This window comes from Bordetella petrii (assembly GCF_000067205.1).
Lineage (GTDB): Bacteria > Pseudomonadota > Gammaproteobacteria > Burkholderiales > Burkholderiaceae_B > Bordetella_A > Bordetella_A petrii.
The window spans coordinates 844,253-861,734 of sequence record NC_010170.1 but is presented as its reverse complement, the minus strand read 5'-3'; the positions used below and the strand labels follow the sequence as shown (position 1 = coordinate 861,734).

14 protein-coding genes and 2 pseudogenes are annotated in these 17,482 nt (G+C 67.8%); 12 read left to right on the top strand and 4 right to left on the bottom strand.

All coding sequences use genetic code 11. From position 1 onward, the window contains the following. From BPET_RS03920 to def, 7 genes are all read left to right on the top strand, one after another. A complete protein-coding gene (locus tag BPET_RS03920) occupies positions 1-738 on the top strand; it encodes a lysophospholipid acyltransferase family protein (protein WP_012247792.1) in 738 nt (245 codons plus the stop codon). Beyond that, on the top strand, positions 716-1,609 hold the full coding sequence (locus tag BPET_RS03915; RefSeq protein ID WP_012247791.1) for a M48 family metallopeptidase: 894 nt from the start codon (positions 716-718) through the stop codon (positions 1,607-1,609). The genes BPET_RS03920 and BPET_RS03915 overlap by 23 nt, the downstream gene beginning before the upstream one ends. Before the next feature lie 9 nt (positions 1,610-1,618). Further along, on the top strand, positions 1,619-2,545 hold the full coding sequence (locus BPET_RS03910) for a LysR family transcriptional regulator (protein ID WP_012247790.1): 927 nt from the start codon (positions 1,619-1,621) through the stop codon (positions 2,543-2,545). Between the two features lie 78 nt (positions 2,546-2,623). Next, positions 2,624-4,024: an FAD-dependent tricarballylate dehydrogenase TcuA gene (gene tcuA, locus BPET_RS03905; RefSeq protein ID WP_012247789.1), complete on the top strand. Its 1,401-nt coding sequence runs from the start codon at positions 2,624-2,626 to the stop codon at positions 4,022-4,024. 1 nt (position 4,025) lies between these two features. Next, the gene (tcuB, locus tag BPET_RS03900) at positions 4,026-5,168 is read left to right on the top strand and encodes a tricarballylate utilization 4Fe-4S protein TcuB (protein WP_012247788.1); all 1,143 of its coding nucleotides are present in this window, start codon (positions 4,026-4,028) and stop codon (positions 5,166-5,168) included. Positions 5,169-5,253: 85 nt separating this feature from the next. Further along, positions 5,254-5,649: a lactoylglutathione lyase gene (gloA, locus tag BPET_RS03895; protein WP_012247787.1), complete on the top strand. Its 396-nt coding sequence runs from the start codon at positions 5,254-5,256 to the stop codon at positions 5,647-5,649. 19 nt (positions 5,650-5,668) lie between these two features. Continuing rightward, positions 5,669-6,202: a peptide deformylase gene (def, locus tag BPET_RS03890; RefSeq protein ID WP_012247786.1), complete on the top strand. Its 534-nt coding sequence runs from the start codon at positions 5,669-5,671 to the stop codon at positions 6,200-6,202. A gap of 1,310 nt (positions 6,203-7,512) precedes the next feature. Here the strand turns inward: def and BPET_RS03885 are convergent. Then, positions 7,513-9,729 carry an acyl-CoA dehydrogenase gene (locus BPET_RS03885; protein ID WP_081482962.1) on the bottom strand — a complete coding sequence of 739 codons (2,217 nt, stop codon included), beginning with the start codon at positions 9,727-9,729 and terminating at the stop codon, positions 7,513-7,515. Positions 9,730-9,865: 136 nt separating this feature from the next. Here BPET_RS03885 and BPET_RS03880 point away from each other — a divergent pair, with 136 nt between their 5' ends. Beyond that, the gene (locus BPET_RS03880; RefSeq protein WP_012247784.1) at positions 9,866-11,095 is read left to right on the top strand and encodes a nucleoside recognition domain-containing protein; all 1,230 of its coding nucleotides are present in this window, start codon (positions 9,866-9,868) and stop codon (positions 11,093-11,095) included. Here BPET_RS03880 and BPET_RS26875 read toward each other — a convergent pair. Then, a complete protein-coding gene (locus BPET_RS26875; protein WP_158310068.1) occupies positions 11,077-11,244 on the bottom strand; it encodes a hypothetical protein in 168 nt (55 codons plus the stop codon). The genes BPET_RS03880 and BPET_RS26875 overlap by 19 nt on opposite strands. Positions 11,245-11,566: 322 nt before the next feature. Between BPET_RS26875 and BPET_RS03875 the strand changes: the two are divergent. From BPET_RS03875 to BPET_RS03870, 3 genes and pseudogenes are all read left to right on the top strand, one after another. Beyond that, positions 11,567-12,046 (top strand): annotated as a pseudogene (locus BPET_RS03875) (response regulator transcription factor); the annotation flags it as partial. A gap of 72 nt (positions 12,047-12,118) precedes the next feature. Continuing rightward, a pseudogene (locus BPET_RS27080) lies at positions 12,119-12,448 on the top strand (microcin ABC transporter ATP-binding protein); the annotation flags it as partial. Positions 12,449-12,471: 23 nt separating this feature from the next. Further along, on the top strand, positions 12,472-13,929 hold the full coding sequence (locus BPET_RS03870) for an N-acyl-D-amino-acid deacylase family protein (RefSeq protein ID WP_012247781.1): 1,458 nt from the start codon (positions 12,472-12,474) through the stop codon (positions 13,927-13,929). 37 nt (positions 13,930-13,966) lie between these two features. On the opposite strand, the gene pyk is transcribed toward BPET_RS03870, so the two are convergent. Then, positions 13,967-15,409, bottom strand: a complete 1,443-nt coding sequence (gene pyk, locus BPET_RS03865; RefSeq protein ID WP_012247780.1) for a pyruvate kinase — start codon at positions 15,407-15,409, stop codon at positions 13,967-13,969. A 113-nt stretch (positions 15,410-15,522) separates the two neighbouring features. Between pyk and BPET_RS03860 the strand changes: the two genes are divergently transcribed. Beyond that, the gene (locus BPET_RS03860) at positions 15,523-16,665 is read left to right on the top strand and encodes a glycerate kinase (protein ID WP_012247779.1); all 1,143 of its coding nucleotides are present in this window, start codon (positions 15,523-15,525) and stop codon (positions 16,663-16,665) included. Between the two features lie 19 nt (positions 16,666-16,684). On the opposite strand, the gene rsmA is transcribed toward BPET_RS03860, so the two are convergent. Beyond that, entirely contained in the window at positions 16,685-17,473 is a 789-nt protein-coding gene (gene rsmA, locus BPET_RS03855; protein WP_012247778.1) for a 16S rRNA (adenine(1518)-N(6)/adenine(1519)-N(6))-dimethyltransferase RsmA, read from the bottom strand. Positions 17,474-17,482 lie beyond the last annotated feature (9 nt).

Below are 17,482 nucleotides of genomic sequence, written 5' to 3'. Positions count from 1 at the left end.
ATGGCCTGGCTACGCTCGCTGCTGTATATGGTGTTCCTGGTGGTTACGGTGATTCCGTACGCCATCGCCTGTATTCTCTGGGCCCCGCTGCCGCTGCACTGGCGCTACAAGCTTACGGTGGGCTGGCCGCGCCTGGCTATCTGGGGCGCGCGGGTGTTCTGCGGCATCCGCTGGCAGATCAAGGGCGCGGAAAACCTGCCCGACGGCGGCTGCATCCTGCTGTCCAAGCACCAGTCGGCCTGGGAAACCCTGTTCTTCCCGGCCCACATGCCGCGCGAAGTCTGCTACGTGTACAAGAAAGAACTGCACATGCTGCCGTTCTTCGGCTGGGGCCTGGCGCTGCTGCGCATGATTCCCATCGACCGCTCCAAGGGCCGCGACGCCTTCGAGCAGGTCATCCGCCAGGGCAAGGTGCGGCTCGAAGAAGGCCGCTGGCCGCTGCTGTTTCCCGAAGGCACGCGGGTAGCCCCCGGCAAGACCGCGCGCTTCAAAATGGGCGGCGCGCTGCTGGCCTCGCGCACCGGCGCGGTGGTCATCCCGGTAGCCCACAACGCTGGCGAATGCTGGCGCCGCAATGCGTTCGTGAAGCGGCCCGGCATGATCACCGTGTCCATCGGGCCCGCGATAGAATCGCAGGGAATCTCCCCCGACGAGCTCAACGCCAAGGTACAGGACTGGATCGAAGGGGAAATGCGCCAACTCAATCCCGAAAGGTATGCCCAGCAACGGCCAGCTTGAGCTTTTGTTCGCCGAACCCGCTGCCCCGGCGCCCCGCGCGCCCGAGGCCGCCCCCCTGCTGACGCCGCCGCCCGCTTCCGCTCCTGCCGCCACCGTCGCCACGCCGCGGCCCGATCCGCTGCCGCCAGGCGCCCGCTGGCGCGAGGTCGTCACCGAACAACAGGCCATCGGCTTCGTGCTGCTGCGCTCCCGCCGACGCAGCATCGGCTTCGTCGTGGCCGACGACGGCCTGCGCGTCACCGCGCCCAACTGGGTCACGCTGGCGCAAATCGACGACGCGGTGCGCGAAAAATCTCGCTGGATCCTCGCCAAGCTGCGCGACTGGCAGGCCCGCAAAGAACAACTGGCCCTGGCCCAGACCCGCTGGCAGGCCGGCGGCGAACTGCCCTACCTGGGCAAGCGCATCGTGCTGGGGGTGGGCGCCGAGTCGCGCCAGGCGCGCCTGTCGGGCGACGCCGATGCGCCCAACGACGGCGACACCCTGTGGCTGGCGCTGCCCGCCGACGCCGACGCCTCGCGCATCCGCGATGCCGCCCAGGCCTGGCTGCAGCAGCGCGCCGGCACGCTGTTCGGCGCCCGCCTGGCGCATTTCCTGCAGATCAGCGGCCTGAAAATCCGCCGCTGGCGGCTGTCGTCGGCGGCCACGCGTTGGGGCTCGTGCACCAGCGACGGCAACATCATGCTGAACTGGCGCCTGATCCACTTCGCGCCCGCCATCATCGACTACGTCATCGCCCACGAGCTGGCGCACCTGCGCGAAATGAACCACAGCCGCGACTTCTGGGCCGAGGTCGGCAACATCCTGCCCGACTTCGAAGAGGCCAAGAACGTGCTGCGGCGGCACGATCCGGCCAGCCTGCCGCAGTTCTAGGCGCCGCCCATGGAACTGCGCCAGCTCAGGTACTTCGTCAAGGTGGCCGAATCGGGCAGCATGGGCCGCGCCGCCGCCGAACTGGGCATGGTCACGTCGGCGCTCAGCCAGCAGATCAGCCGCCTGGAAAGCGAGCTGTCCACCCGGCTGCTGACGCGCACCTCCACCGGCGTAATGCCCACCGACGCGGGCCTGGCCTTCCTGCGGCAGGCCCAGCTGGCCTTGCGCCATGCCGACGGCGCGGCCCAGGCCGCCAAAGAATCGCGCCTGACCGGACAAGTCAGCATCGGCCTGCCGGCCACCACGGCCTCGGTACTGGCCCTGCCTTTCATGCGCGCCATGCGCGAACGCTACCCCGACGTGCGCGTGCGCCTGGTCGAGACCCTGTCGGGCTACCTGACCAGCATGCTCAACGCCCGCCAGCTCGACCTGGCCATCGTCTTCCAGGCCGAGGCGGCGCGCCGCTGGAGCGTGCTGCCCCTGATCGACGAACGCCTGTTCCTGATCGCCCGCCCCGACCTGCCGGGCCTGCCGCCGGAGGGCCCGGTGCGGCTGCGCGACGTCGGCGGCCTGCCTTACCTGCTGCCCGGCATCGCCCATGGGCTGCGCTCGCTGGTCAATGCCGGCTTCAGCCGGGTGCGCGTCGAGCCCAACCTGGTGGCCGAGATCGATGGGCTCGACGTGCTGATGGACCTGGTGCGCAACGGCTTCGGCGCCACCATCCAGCCCGGCGCGGCCACGGTCCGCCTGCAGGGCGAGCCCCTGGCGCTGCGGCTGATTTCCGACCGCCATCTCAGGCGCCACAACCTGCTGGTCAGCCTGTCCGACGACGAACTGTCGCCCGCTGCGCTGGCGGCGCGCGTGCTGCTGGCGCGCACCGCCAGCGAACTGGTTCATTCGGGCGCCTGGCCCGGTGCCAGTCTTCACAAACCGTGAACAGCCATTGACGATCCCGGCGTGGCGGGCGCGGCCCCCGCGCCCTATAGTCATGCGCTGACTTCAGGAACTTTCCCAATGATCGACGTATTGGTAATCGGCGGCGGCAACGCGGCGCTGTGCGCGGCCCTGATGGCGCGCGAGGCGGGCGCCAGCGTGTTGCTGCTGGAAGCCGCGCCCCGCGAATGGCGCGGCGGCAATTCACAACACACGCGCAACCTGCGCTGCATGCACGACGCGCCGCAAGACGTGCTGGTGGAAGCCTACCCCGAAGAGGAATACTGGCAAGACCTGCTCAAGGTCACGGGCGGCATCACCAACGAACACCTGGCGCGGCTAGTAATCCGCGAATCGTCCACCTGTCGCGACTGGATGCGCAAGCATGGCGTGAATTTCCAGCCGCCACTGTCCGGCGCGCTGCACGTGGCGCGCACCAACGCCTTCTTCATGGGCGGCGGCAAGGCGCTGGTCAACGCCTACTATCGCAGCGCCGAAGCGCTGGGCGTGCAAATCCGCTACGACACCCTGGTCGATTCGCTGGAACTCGACAACGGCCGCTTTGTGGCGGCGCGCGCGGGCGGCGAGCGCTACACCGCCCGCACCTGTGTGCTGGCCGCCGGCGGCTTCGAGTCCAACCGTGAATGGCTGCGCGAGGCCTGGGGCCAGAACGAGCGCGGCGAATGGCCCGCCGACAACTTCCTGATCCGCGGCACGCGCTTTAACACCGGCGTGCTGCTGAAGTTCATGATCGACGCCGGCGCCGACACCATCGGCGATCCGTCGCAGTCGCACTGCGTGGCTATCGACGCGCGCGCGCCTCTGTACGACGGCGGCATCTGCACGCGCATCGATTGCGTGTCGCTGGGCGTGGTGGTCAACCGCGAAGCCGACCGCTTCTACGACGAAGGCGAAGACTTCTGGCCCAAGCGCTACGCCATCTGGGGCCGCCTGACCGCCATGCAGCCCGGGCAAATCGCCTATTCCATTATCGACAGCAAGGCCGTGGGGCGCTTCATGCCCCCGGTGTTCCCCGGCGTGCAGGCCGACACGCTGCCCGAACTGGCGCGCAAGCTGGGCCTGGACGAAGCCCGGTTCATGCAGACGCTGTCCAGCTACAACGCGGCCTGCCGCGTGGGCACGTTCGACCACACCACGCTCGACGACTGCCACACCGAAGGCGTGCAACCCGCCAAGACCCACTGGGCCCGCCCCATCGACACCCCGCCCTACTACGGCTACGCGCTACGGCCGGGCATTACCTTCACCTACCTGGGGCTGAAGGTGGACGACACCGCCGCCGTGCGCTTTAACGACCGTCCCAGCGACAACCTGTTCGTGGCCGGCGAAATGATGGCCGGCAACGTGCTGGGCAAAGGCTATACCGCCGGCGTCGGCATGTCGATCGGCACGGCCTTCGGCCGCATAGCCGGCACGCGCGCCGCCGCGGCGGCGCTGGCCCAGCGGGCAACGGGAGCATAACGTGAAGCAGCTTGAAGAACTCACCCGCCAGGCGCGCGGCGTCCTGAGCAACAACGAAACCGAAGTGGCGCGCGTCATGCAGATATGCAATGCGTGCCGTTATTGCGAAGGCTTCTGCGCCGTCTTTCCGGCCATGACGCGCCGCCTGGAATTCGGCAAGGCCGACATCAACTACCTGGCCAACCTGTGCCACAACTGCGGCGCCTGCCTGCACGCCTGTCAGTACGCGCCACCGCACGAATTCAGCGTCAATGTGCCGCAAGCCATGGCCAAGGTGCGGGTGCAAACCTACACCGACTATGCCTGGCCGGCCGCGCTGGGCAAGCTTTACCGGCGCAACGGCCTGACCCTGTCCCTGGCGGTGGCCGGCGCCCTGGCGCTGTTCCTGGTGCTGGCGGCCGCCATGGCCGGCGGGCTGCTGCATGAGCCGCTGGCCGGCAATTTCTACGCCATCTTCCCCCACAACACGCTGGCGCTGATGTTCGGTCTGGTGTTCCTGTTTGCCATCGTGGCGCTGGGCGTGGGCGTGGCGCGCTTCTGGCGCGACGTGTCGCCCGGCGCGGCCAGCGGCGCGGCGGTGGCCGAGGCCACCCACGACGCGCTGCGGCTCAGGTACCTGGACGGCGGCCACGGCAAGGGCTGCAACAACGCCGACGACGCCTTCACCCTGGCCCGGCGGCGCTTCCACCACCTGACGTTCTACGGCTTCATGCTGTGCTTTGCCGCCACCTGCGTGGCCACGCTGTACCACTATGCCTTCGGCTGGCAGGCGCCCTACCCGGTTACCAGCCTGCCCGTGCTGCTGGGCACGGTGGGCGGCATCGGCTTGCTGGTCGGTCCGGCCGGGTTGCTGTGGCTGAACGTGAAGCGCCACCCCCTGCAGGGCGACGCGGCGCAGCGCCCCATGGACCGCGGCTTCATCGCGCTGCTGTTCCTGGTCAGCCTTACCGGCCTGCTGCTGCTGGGCCTGCGCGACACGCCAGCCATGGGCCTGCTGCTGGCCATTCACCTGGGCATGGTCATGGCCCTGTTCCTGACCTTGCCCTACGGCAAGTTCGCTCACGGCATCTACCGTTGCGCGGCGCTGCTGAAATGGGCCATCGAAAAGCGCCAGCCCGACCCGCTGAAACTGGGAGCCGACTGACGGCCACGCGGCAGGAGACCGGGCGGTTTGCTACGATGTAAGCTTGGCCGCAAGGCCCTGCCTCTTCTAGCACAAGGAATTCCCCATGCGTCTCCTGCACACCATGCTGCGCGTCGGCAACCTGGACAAATCCATCGATTTCTACACCAATGTCCTGGGCATGCGCGTGCTGCGCCGCAAAGACTATCCCGATGGCAAATTCACGCTGGCCTTCGTGGGCTACCAAGACGAATCCGAAGGCGCCGTCATCGAGCTGACCCACAACTGGGACACCGACCACTACGACCTGGGCAACGGGTACGGGCACATCGCCCTGGAAGTCGACGACGCCTACGACGCCTGTGAGAAGGTCAAGCAAAAAGGCGGCAAGGTCACGCGCGAAGCCGGCCCCATGAAGCACGGCACCACGGTCATCGCCTTCGTGGAAGACCCCGACGGCTACAAGATCGAATTCATCCAGCACAAGGGCCGGGCCGACTGACTCGCCAGCCGCGCACACCATGATCCACGCCATTCTCAAGATGGGCGACCCGCGCCTGTTGCGGGTTGCCCAGCCGGTCGGGCAATTCGACACCCCCGAGCTGCACGAACTGGTTGCCGACATGTTCGAAACCATGGTGCATGCCAAGGGCGTGGGCCTGGCCGCCCCGCAGATCGGCGTCGACCTGCAACTGGTGATTTTCGGGTTCGAGCACAACGAGCGCTACCCCGACGCCCCGCCGGTGCCGCTGACGGTGCTGTGCAACCCGGTGATCACGCCGCGGTCGGACGAACGCGAAGACGGCTGGGAAGGCTGCCTGTCGGTGCCCGGCCTGCGCGGCCTGGTGCCGCGCTACCGGCATATCCGCTACAGGGGTTTCGACCCGCACGGGCAGCCCATCGAGCGCGAAGCAGAAGGCTTCCATGCGCGCGTCGTTCAGCACGAATGCGATCACCTGATCGGCCGGCTGTACCCGTCGCGCATCGAGGATTTCTCGAAGTTCGGGTTCACCGAAGTGCTATTCCCCGGCATGGACCCCAACCGCGACGACTAGCCGCAGATACAGGCGCTAGACGATCGGTGCCTGACCCGTTGCGCATCACAGCTGTCGCAATCGATCGGTGTCAGGCACCCCGCCGGGAGCCTGACACCTGCGTTACGCCGAAGCCCTGCAGGGGTCAGGCTCCGCGGGTGCCTGATCCCGTTGCGCACCACAGCTGTCTCAATCGATCGGTGTCAGGCACCCTGCCGGGAGCCCGACACCTGCGTTACGCCGAAGCCATGCAGGGGTCAGACTCCGCAGGTGCCTGACCCCGTTGCGCGCCACAGCTGTCTCAATCGATCGGTGTCAGGCACCCTGCCGGGAGCCTGACACCTGAGTTACGCCGAAGCCCTGCAGGGGTCAGACTCCGCAGGTGCCTGACCCCGTTGCGCACCACAGCTGTCTCAATCGATCGGTGTCAGGCACCCTGCCGGGAGCCTGACACCTGAGTTACGCCGAAGCCCTGCAGGGGTCAGGCTCCGCAGGTGCCCGACCCCGTTGTGCGCCACAGCTGTCTCAATCGATCGGTGTCAGGCACTCTGCCGGGAGCCTGACACCTGCGTTACGCCGAAGCCCTGCAGGGGTCAGGCTCCGCAGGTGCCCGACCCCGTTGTGCGCCACAGCTGTCTCAATCGATCGGTGTCAGGCACTCTGCCGGGAGCCTGACACCTGCGTTACGCCGAAGCCCTGCAGGGGCCAGACTCCGCAGGTGCCTGACCCCGTTGCGCGCCACAGCTGTCTCAATCGATCGGTGTCAGGCACCCTGCCGGGAGCCTGACACCTGCGTTACACCGCAGCCATGCAGGGGGCAGGCTCCGCAGGTGCCTGACCCCGTTGTGCGCCACAGCTGTCTCAATCGATCGGTGTCAGGCACCCTGCCGGGAGCCTGACACCTGCGTTACACCGCAGCCATGCAGGGGGCAGGCTCCGCAGGTGCCTGACCCCGTTGTGCGCTACAGCTGTCTCAATCGATCGGTGTCAGGCACTCTGCCGGGAGCCTGACACCTGCGTTACGCCGAAGCCCTGCAGGGGCCAGACTCCGCAGGTGCCTGACCCCGTTGCGCACCACAGCTGTCTCAATCGATCGGTGTCAGGCACCCTGCCGGGAGCCTGACACCTGCGTTACGCCGGAGCTATGCAGGGGTCAGGCTCCGCAGGTGCCTGACCCCGTTGCGGACCACAGCCGTCTCAATCGATCGGTGTCAGGCACCCTGCCGGGAGCCTGACACCTGCGTTACGTCGCAGCCATGCAGGGGTCAGGCTCCGCAGGTGCCTGACCCCTGGGTTACAGCAGAGTTCCCGCGGCGAGGGAAACAAGCGGCCTACGCTGCCCCGCGCTCGAACGCGCCTGGCGCGAAATCGTCTACCGCCACCACCTGCGCCACGGCCTGCTCGGCAGCCTCGATCTGGCGTGCCTGATCGTCGGTGATGGCGCCGCCGCGGCGGGCCTCGCGCCAGTCGCGCACGCCTTCGCGGCGCAGGCGGTCGTGCAGGGGCTGCACGGCGTTGACCAATGCGAAGGCGCGTTCTAGTTGCGCCACCGGGTCGGCGCCGTCGCCGCGCTGCAGGTCTGCGGCCAGGCGGTCGCGGGTGGCCGACGGCGCCAGCAGCAGGTCGGCGCACTCGCGCGTCAGGGCGTCGCTGGGCCCGCGATTCAGGCGCACCGGCAACACCATCGCTCGTAGCAGCCAGGCCAGCGGCCGGGCGGGCAAGTTGGCCAGCACCTGGTCGATGCGCGTTTCGATGCGGGCGCAGCCGTCATCCATGCACCAGTGCACCAGCGGCAGGTCGACATGGCGCCGGCCTTCGTCTTCCCAGCGCTTGAGCACGGCGGACAGCAAATAGAGCTCGGCCAGAATGTCGCCCAGCCGCGCCGACAACATTTCGCGGCGCTTCAACGCGCCGCCCAGCGAACCCATGGCCGCGTCGGCCAGCAGCGCGAAGGCCGAGGCGTAGCGGCCCAGGCGCCGGTAGTGCCGGGCCGTGGGGCCGGTGGCGGGCGCGCGGGCCAGCAGGCCGCCCGTCCAGGCGCGGCCCCAGGCGCGCAAGGTATTCCTGGCGGCATGCCCCATGTGCTTCCAGAAGACCTCATGAAAAGCCTGGGCGCCGCGGGTTTCGTCGCTGTCGCCCAGCGCCGTGACTTCGCGCATCAGGTAGGGATGCGCGCGGATGGCGCCCTGGCCAAAGATGATGAGGCAGCGCGTAAGAATGTTGGCGCCTTCGACGGTAATGGCAATGGGCACGGCGCGGTACAGCGAACCCAGGTAATTCGCAGGCCCGTCGATGACCGCCTTGCCGCCGTGCACGTCCATGGCGTCGTTGACGGACTCGCGCATGCGTTCGGTAGCGTGGTATTTCATGATGGCCGACACTACGGCCGGCTTCTGGCCCTGGTTGAGCGCCGCGCAGGTCAGCCGGCGCGCCGCCTCGACCAGGTAGGCATTGGCGGCCAGGCGGCCGAGCTTTTCCTGGACGCCTTCGAAGCGGCCCACCGGAATGCCGAACTGCTGGCGCACGCGCGCGTACATGCCAGTGACATGGGCGCAATACACCGCCGCCGCGGCCGACAGCGACGGCAGCGAAATGCCGCGCCCGGCGGCCAGCGCGCTCATGAGCATTTGCCAGCCGTGGCCGGCCTTGGCCGGGCCGCCGATCAGGGCGTCGAGCGGCACGAACACGTCTTTGCCCTGGTTGGGACCGTTCTGGAACACCTGCATGGACGGCAGGTGGCGGCGGCCGATGGTGACGCCCGGCGCGTCGGTGGGCACCAGCGCCACCGAAATGCCGATGTCGGCCGGCCCGCCCAGCAGGCCGTCGGGGTCGTGCAGCTTGAACGCAAGCCCCAGCACCGTGGCCACCGGCCCCAGCGTGATGTAGCGCTTGTGCCAGTTGAGCCGGATGCCCAGCACTTCCTGGCCATCGACGACCTGGCGGCACACGACGCCGGTGTCGGTCATGGAGGCCGCGTCGGAGCCGGCCTCGGGGCTGGTGAGCCCGAAGCAAGGCACTTCGGTGCCGTCGGCCAGGCGCGGCAGCCAGTAGTCGCGTTGCTCGGGCGTGCCAAACTGCAGCAGCAGCTCGCCCGGCCCCAGCGAGTTGGGCACCATGACAGTGACGCCCGCCGTGACCGAGTACGCCGAAATGCGCCGCACCACTTCGGAATGCGCGTAGGGCGAGAAGCCCAGCCCGCCGTACGACTGCGGGATGATCATGCCGAAGAAGCGCTGTTCGCGCATGAAGCGCCAGACGGGCTCGGGCAGGTCGCCATGGGCCCAGGTGATGTCCCATTCGTTGAGCATGGAGCACAGTTGCGCCACCGGGCCGTCCAGGAACTGCTGCTCGGCCTCGGTGAGCGTGGCCGCGGGCACGGCCAGCAGCTTGTTCCAGTCGGGGTCGCCGGTGAACAGGTCGGCATCCCACCAGACGTCGCCGGCCTCGATGGCCTCGCGTTCGGTGTCGGACAGGCCGGGCATTGCGTCGCGGGCCCAACGGTAGGCGGGATCGGAAATGCGGCGGCGGCGCCAGGCGTTGAAATCCATGTTCAACCTATTATCAAGTGCACGTACCAGGCCAAGTTAACAGAATTGACGAACGGCTGACATCCCCCGCGGGCCAAGTCTGCGACAATGGGCGTCGCCGCTGCCGGCCTTTTTCACGCAGCCCTTGTCTTCCGTCATGCTCAATAAACTCTGGTTGGGTTTCTTCCTGGTTGCAGCCGCCGCGGGCTTGTACCGCTGGCTGGCAGTGGGCGATGCCGACGTGTTCCGGCAGATCGTGGCCAGCCTGTTCGACATGGCGCGCGTTTCGGTCGACGTCATGGTGCTGCTGTTCGGCACGTTGACCCTGTGGCTGGGCTTCCTGCGCATCGCCGAGGCCGCCGGTCTGGTCGAGAAGCTGGCCACGCTGCTGGGACCGCTATTCTCCCGCCTGATGCCCGAGGTGCCGCGCGGCCATCCCGCTATCGGCCTCATCACCCTGAACTTCGCCGCCAACGGGCTGGGCCTGGACAACGCCGCCACGCCCATCGGCCTGCGCGCCATGCGCGAGCTGCAAACGCTCAACCCCACGCCGGACACCGCCAGCAACGCGCAGATACTGTTCCTGGTGCTCAATGCCTCGTCGCTGACCTTGCTGCCGGTCACGCTGTTCATGTTCCGGGTCCAACAGGGCGCGGCCGACCCCACCCTGATCTTCCTGCCCATCCTGCTGGCCACCAGCGCGTCCACCCTGGCCGGCCTGCTGGCCGTGGCGGCCTGCCAACGCCTGAAGCTGTACGACCCAGTGGCGCTGGCCTGGCTGGGCGGCGCCGCCCTGCTGCTGGGCGGCTTCATGGCCCTGCTGGCGGGCATGTCGGCCACCGCCATCGCCAGCCTGTCGTCGCTGCTGGGCAACATCACGCTGTTCGGCGTGCTGCTGGCCTTCCTGCTGGTGGGCGCCTATAAGCGCGTGCCGGTCTACGAGACCTTCATCGCCGGCGCCAAGGAAGGCTTCGACGTCGCCAAGAGCCTGCTGCCCTACCTGGTGGCCATGCTGTGCGCGGTAGGTGTGCTGCGCGCTTCCGGCGCGCTCGACATGGCGCTCGACGGAGTGCGCTGGCTGGCCCACGCGGCCGGTTGGGACACGCGTTTCGTCGACGCCCTGCCCACTGCGCTGGTCAAGCCGTTCTCGGGCAGCGCGGCGCGCGCCATGATGCTGGAAACCATGAACCACTTCGGGGTGGACAGTTTCCCGGCGCTGTTGGCCGCGGTCATGCAGGGCAGCACCGAAACCACGTTCTACGTGCTGGCGGTGTACTTCGGCTCGGTGGGCATCCTGCGCGCGCGCCATGCCGTGGGCTGCGCGCTGGCGGCCGACCTGGCCGGCGTGCTAGCGGCCATCGGCGTGTGCTACTGGTTCTTCGGGTGACAGCGCAGGCCGCTGGCGCGAAACACCGGCGCATCCGTAATGCGCTGCACCAGGTCCGCCACCACCCGCAAGAACCGGGCCGACGCGGCGGGTGGCACCATCACGCGCTCGAGCAAGGTCTTCAGGTCGATCGACAATGACCGCAGCACGGGCTGCGGCTCGCCCCGTGTCGGGCCGTTCGAAAAACAACTTGCCGAATGTCGTGAGCTCGACGAGCTCATAAAAGGTGAACACCCTGCGGATGCGTTGGCCGGGATCCAGACTGGGATTGACGTACAGGCTCATAGCGATACCTCGATACCGAACACGCCCCTGCTGCGCGTTTTCCCGCATCTTAGCCAGTTCGCTGCAAGCGTGTATTACCCCAGCCTTACCATTTCGTAATGAAGCCTGCGTGATGGCCGCCGGCGCGCGCTATTCCGCTATATTGCAAGGCCCTGGGCCGTGACGGGCCCGCGGCGGGATGTAATGATGTGGCAATGCCTGATTATTGAAGACGACAAAGACAACGCGCGCTACCTGGCCAATGGCCTCGTGGAATTGGGACATGCGGTGAAGGTCTGCCCGGATGGCGTCAGCGGACTCGATCACGCCATGAAAGAACACTGGGACATCATCGTCCTCGACCGCATCCTGCCCAATAACGTCGACGGCCTGTCCATCCTGTCGACATTGCGCGCGCTGGGCAAGACGACTCCGGTGCTCGTCCTCAGCGCGCTTTCCGCGGTAGACGATCGTGTGGACGGCCTGCGCGCGGGCGGAGACGACTACCTGGTCAAACCCTTTTCATTTTCTGAATTGGTGGCCCGCATGGACGCGCTGGTCAGGCGGACACGTCCGCGACCGGAAATCAAGGAACTGAGGGTGGCCGACCTGGTGGTGAACATGGCCACGCAGAAGGTCACCCGCGCTGGCCGGCCCATCACCCTGCAGCCCCAGGAATTCCGGCTGGGATCGCCGTGCACGCATACGGCGTCTATTCGGCAGGCGTTCAGCACGACGTTGCTGTCTTCGGCCAGCGACGATATTCTCGTGGCCGACGAAGCCGTATCCGCCCTGGACGTGTCTGTCCAGGCACAAGTGCTGGCCCTGCTCGATGAAGTCCGCGTGCGCACGGGCATCGCCGTGCTGTTCATTACCCACGATCTGCGCGTCGCCGCGCAAGTCTGCGACTCCATCATGGTCATGCAACATGGACGCATGGTCGAGCGGGGTTCTGCGGCGCAGGTCTTGACCACGCCGAAAGACTCTTACACGCGGGCATTGATCCACGCCGCCCCCGGCCGCGACTGGGATTTCCGCCATTTCCGCCCCATGCCGGCTACCGCCATCCAGGCGACCGCCGGAACCTGATTCCGAGAACGGAGCTAGTCAATATGCAAGCCACTTATGATGTTGTGATCCGCCATGCCGAGATCGTCGATGGCACTGGGGCGGCGCGTTTCGAAGGCGACATAGGCATAGATGGAGACCGTATTTCCCGCATTGGCGACCTGAGCCATGCGCGGGGCCGCCGGGAGATAGACGCGGTCGGCCTGGTAGCCGCCCCGGGGTTCATCGATGCGCACACCCATGACGACAGGGTGATGCTGTCGGCCGGCGATATGACCCCCAAGGTCAGCCAGGGAGTAACCACCGTGATCGGGGGAAACTGCGGCATTTCGCTCGCGCCCATGCCGCAGCCCGCGCCCGCCACGATCACGCCGCCGCTGGACCTGCTGGACGCGTCAGGCCAATGGTACCGGTACGCCCGCTTCGGTGATTATCTCGATTCGCTGCGCACCCAGCCCGCGGCCACCAACTGCGCGATGCTGGTAGGTCACTCGACACTGCGAGTCATCACCATGAGCGATCTCGGGCGCCCCGCCAACGAGGCGGAGATCGCCGCCATGCGGGGCCATGTCGCCGAAGCGATGGAGTCCGGCGCGATCGGCGTCTCGACAGGCCTGGCCTACGCCCCGGCCATGGCCGCGTCCACGGAAGAGGTCATTGAAATCTGTCGCCCGCTTGCCCATCACCACGGGTTGTATTGCACGCACATGCGCGACGAAGGCGACGATATTATGGAATCCCTGGACGAGACCTTCCGCATAGGCCGCGAGCTTGGCGTGCCCGTCGTCATTTCCCACCACAAAGTCACCGGCGTGAACAACTTTGGTCGTTCGCAGGAGACGCTTGAACGCATCCGCCACGCGATGGCGCGCCAGCCGGTGTGCCTCGATTGCTATCCGTATCCCGCTTCGTCAACCATTCTGACCTATTCACATGCAGTGGGTTCGTCGCGCACCATCGTGACCTGGTCGCGCGCCCTGCCCCAATACGCCGGCCGCGATCTTGCCGATATCGCGCAAGAAATGGGTTGCTCGCTGGAAGATGCCGTGCAGCGGCTGCTTCCCGCCGGGGCCATCTACTTTCGCATGGACGATGCGGACGTGGAGCGCATACTGCAATTCGACGAAACCATGATCGGGTCGGATGGACTGCCTCATGATGAGCAGCCTCACCCACGGCTTTGGGGAACCTTTCCGCGCATCCTTGGCCACTATTGCCGCGACCTGGGGCTGTTTCCGTTGGAAAAGGCCATACACAAGATGACGGGCCTGACCGCTGAGCGCTTTGGCCTGGCCGATCGAGGCGTGGTGCGCGAGGGCGCCTACGCCGATCTGGCAATATTCGATGCGGGCACCGTCTCTGACCGTGCAACCTTCGCCAAACCTGTCGCGCCCTCGGACGGCATCCACACCGTGCTGGTCAACGGCGAGGTCGTGTGGCGCGATGGGCGATCGGCCGGCGCACGGCCCGGCCGGGTGCTGCGCCGCGCAGTTCCGGCATAGGGCGACTACCCCACCCGCCGGCCCCTGCGCCGGCGATTCACTCCACCATCAGTATCTTCATGCCGTTGGTGCCGCCGCTGTCGCGGTAGAAATCGCCCTTGGTCAGGATGACCCAGTCGCCCGGCTGCACGCGGCCGCGTTTTTTCAGTTCGTCGATGGCGGCGTTGCTGAGTTCGGCCGGGTCGTAGGCCGACGGGTCGAACGGCACGGTGTAAACGCCACGGAACATGGCCACCCGGTGCTGGGTCTGGCTGTGCGGGCTGTAGCAGTAGATGGGCACGCCCGAACGGATGCGCGACATGATCAGCGGCGTGTGCCCGCTTTCGGTAAGGGCGATGATGGCCTTCACGCCCGGGAAATGGTTGGCCGCGTACATGGCCGCCAGGGCGATGGTTTCGTCGCAGCGCGAAAACGTTTCGCCCAGCCGGTGGTGCGAATGCGTGGTGGTGGGGTGTTTTTCGGCGCCCAGGCACACGCGCGCCATGGCCTGCACCGCCTCGGCCGGGTACTGCCCCGACGCGCTTTCGGCCGACAGCATCACCGCATCGGTGTAGTCGAGCACCGCGTTGGCCACATCCGAGACTTCGGCGCGGGTGGGCAGCGGGCTGGAGATCATCGACTCCATCATCTGGGTGGCGGTGATCACCACTTTGTTCAACGTGCGCGCATGCTGGATGATGCGCTTCTGGATACCCACCAGTTCGGCGTCGCCCACTTCGACGCCCAGGTCGCCGCGCGCGACCATGACGCCGTCGCTGGCGCGGATCAGCGAATCGAGCGCCTCGTCGTCGACGACGGCCTCGGCGCGCTCGATCTTGGCGATGATCCAGGCCTCGCTGCCGGCGGCGCGCACCAGTTGGCGGGCCTCGTCGATGTCGCGGCCATAGCGCGGAAACGAGACCGCCACGTAGTCGAGATTGAGTTCGGCCGCCACCAGGATGTCGGCGCGGTCTTTGTCGGTAAGGCTGGGCGCCGACAAGCCGCCGCCGCGCCGGTTGATGCCCTTGTTGTTCGACAGCGGGCCGCCCACCGTGACCGTGGTGTGCACGGCATCGCCGGCGATGCGGTCGACCAGCAGCACGACCCGGCCGTCGTCGAGCAGCAGCTCGTCGCCCGGCTTGCAGTCTTGCACCAGCTCGGGGTAGTCAATGCCGACGATGGTGGCGTCGCCCGCGTCCTTGGGATGGCTGTTCGACAGGACGAAAGGCTGCCCGGCATGCAGCGTGACCTGCTTGTCGGCAAAGCGCGCGATGCGGATCTTGGGGCCTTGCAGGTCGCCCATCAGCGCCACGAAACGGCCTTGCTTGGCGGCAATTTCGCGCACCAGGCGCGCGCGCTCGCGGTGATCGTCGGCGGTGCCATGCGAGAAATTCAGGCGAGCCACGTCGACCCCGGCGCGCACCAGCGCTTCCAGCTGCGCGGGCGTGGAGGTGGACGGCCCGAGCGTGGCGACGATTTTGGTGCGGCGCAGTACGGACATGGGGATAAGCCTCTCGCAGAAAGACGAAAGCGCTATGGTACGACGCGCGCCCCGGCCGCGGGTATTATGCGCATACCCGATCCCATTACGTTGCGCGCCTGCCACCGACCACCGTGAAAATCATCATCGCCCCCGACTCTTTCAAAGAAAGCCTCTCTGCCCCCGATGCCGCCGCGGCCATCGAGCGCGGCGTCAAGCAGGCCTTTCCCGGCGCGCGCACCCTGTGCGTGCCCATGGCCGACGGCGGCGAAGGCACGGTGGCGGCGGTGCTCGCCGCCACTGGCGGCCAATGGCGCACCACGCCCGTCAGCGGCGCGCTGGGCGAACCCATGCAGGCGGCGTGGGGCTGGCTGGACGACAGCACCGCCGTCATCGAAATGGCGGCCGCGGCCGGGCTGGAACAAACGCCCCCCGAGCGGCGCGACCCGCTGCGCGCCAGTAGCGGCGGCGTGGGCGAATTGCTGCGCGCGGCGCTGGACGCCGGCGCGCGTCGCATCATCCTGGGGCTGGGCGGTTCGGCCACCAACGATGGCGGCGCCGGCATGCTGGCGGCCCTGGGCGTGCGCTTCCTGGACGCCAATGGCCTGGACCTGCCGCCCGGTGGCGCTGCCCTGCAGCAGCTCGCGCGCATCGATGTACAAGGCCTGGACCCGCGCCTGGCCGGCGTGCAGATCGACATCGCCTCCGACGTCGACAACCCGCTGTGCGGCCCGCAGGGCGCATCGCACACGTTCGGGCCGCAGAAAGGCGCGTCGCCCGAACAAGTCGCCCTGCTCGACCGCAGCCTGGCCCGGCTGGCCGATGTCTGTGCGCGCGACCTGGGACGCGACATGCGCGATGCGCCCGGCGCCGGCGCGGCCGGCGGGCTGGGTTATGCCGCGCACGCTTTCCTGAACGCGCGCTTTCGCCCCGGCGTGGAGCTGGTCGCCGAACTGGGCAAACTGGCCCAGGCCATGGAAGGCGCGGCGCTGGCCTTCACCGGCGAGGGCCGCATGGACGCGCAAACCCTGCGCGGCAAGACCCCGGCCGGGGTTGCGCGCATCGCGCGGCGGGCGGGCGTACCGGTCGTGGCGCTGGCCGGATCATTGGGCGAAGGCTATCAAGACCTGCACGCCGGCGGCATTACCGCGGCGTTCAGCCTGGCCCCGGGGCCCGTCAGCCTGCAGCAGGCCTGCGAGAACGCGGGCCAGTACCTGTGCGACCGCGCCCGCGACGTCATGCAGCTTTGGCTGGCCGCCGAAAAGCGCATGCTGTAGGCACGGGGAATAACCGCGATCAGGCCGGCACCGCGCCGGCCTGCAGCAGCGCATCGGTCAGGCGAATGAATTTCTCGACAGAGATTTCTTCGGCGCGCGCCGTCGGCGCGATATCCAGGGCATCCCAGGGCACCAGCGCGGCCCAGTCACCCAATCCGCGGCGCAGCATCTTGCGGCGTTGGGCGAAGGCGCGCGCCACCACGGCCTGCAGGGCGGCTTCGCTGGCCGGACGCAGGCGGTCGGCCGGCAGCGGCACCATGCGCACCACCGCCGAAACCACGCGCGGCGGCGGGTCGAAGGCCTCGGGTGGCACGTCGAAGAGCTTGTCCATGCGGTAGCGCGACTGCAGCATCACCGACAAGCGGCCGTAGTCGGCGCTGCCTGGCGCCGCGACCATGCGGTCGATGACTTCGCGCTGCAGCATGAAATGCTGGTCGCGCACCGTATCGGCCGCCGCCATCAGGTGGAACAGCAGCGGGCTGGAAATGTTGTACGGCAGGTTGCCTACCACCCGCAGGCGCTCGCCCAGGCTGGCGAAATCGACGGTCAGGGCGTCGGCTTCGATCACGGTGAGCCGGCCGGGAGCATGCGCGTTGCGCAGGCGCGCCGCCAGGTCGCGGTCGATCTCGACCACCGTGAGGTGGTCCAGGCCGCGCAGCAGGGGCTGCGTCAGCGCCGACAGGCCCGGGCCGATCTCGACCACACGGTCGCCGCGGGCGGGCGCGATGGCGCGCACGATGGCCTCGACCACGCTGTCGTCGGTCAGGAAGTGTTGCCCGAAGCGCTTGCGCGCCTGATGCCTGCTCATGATGGCTCG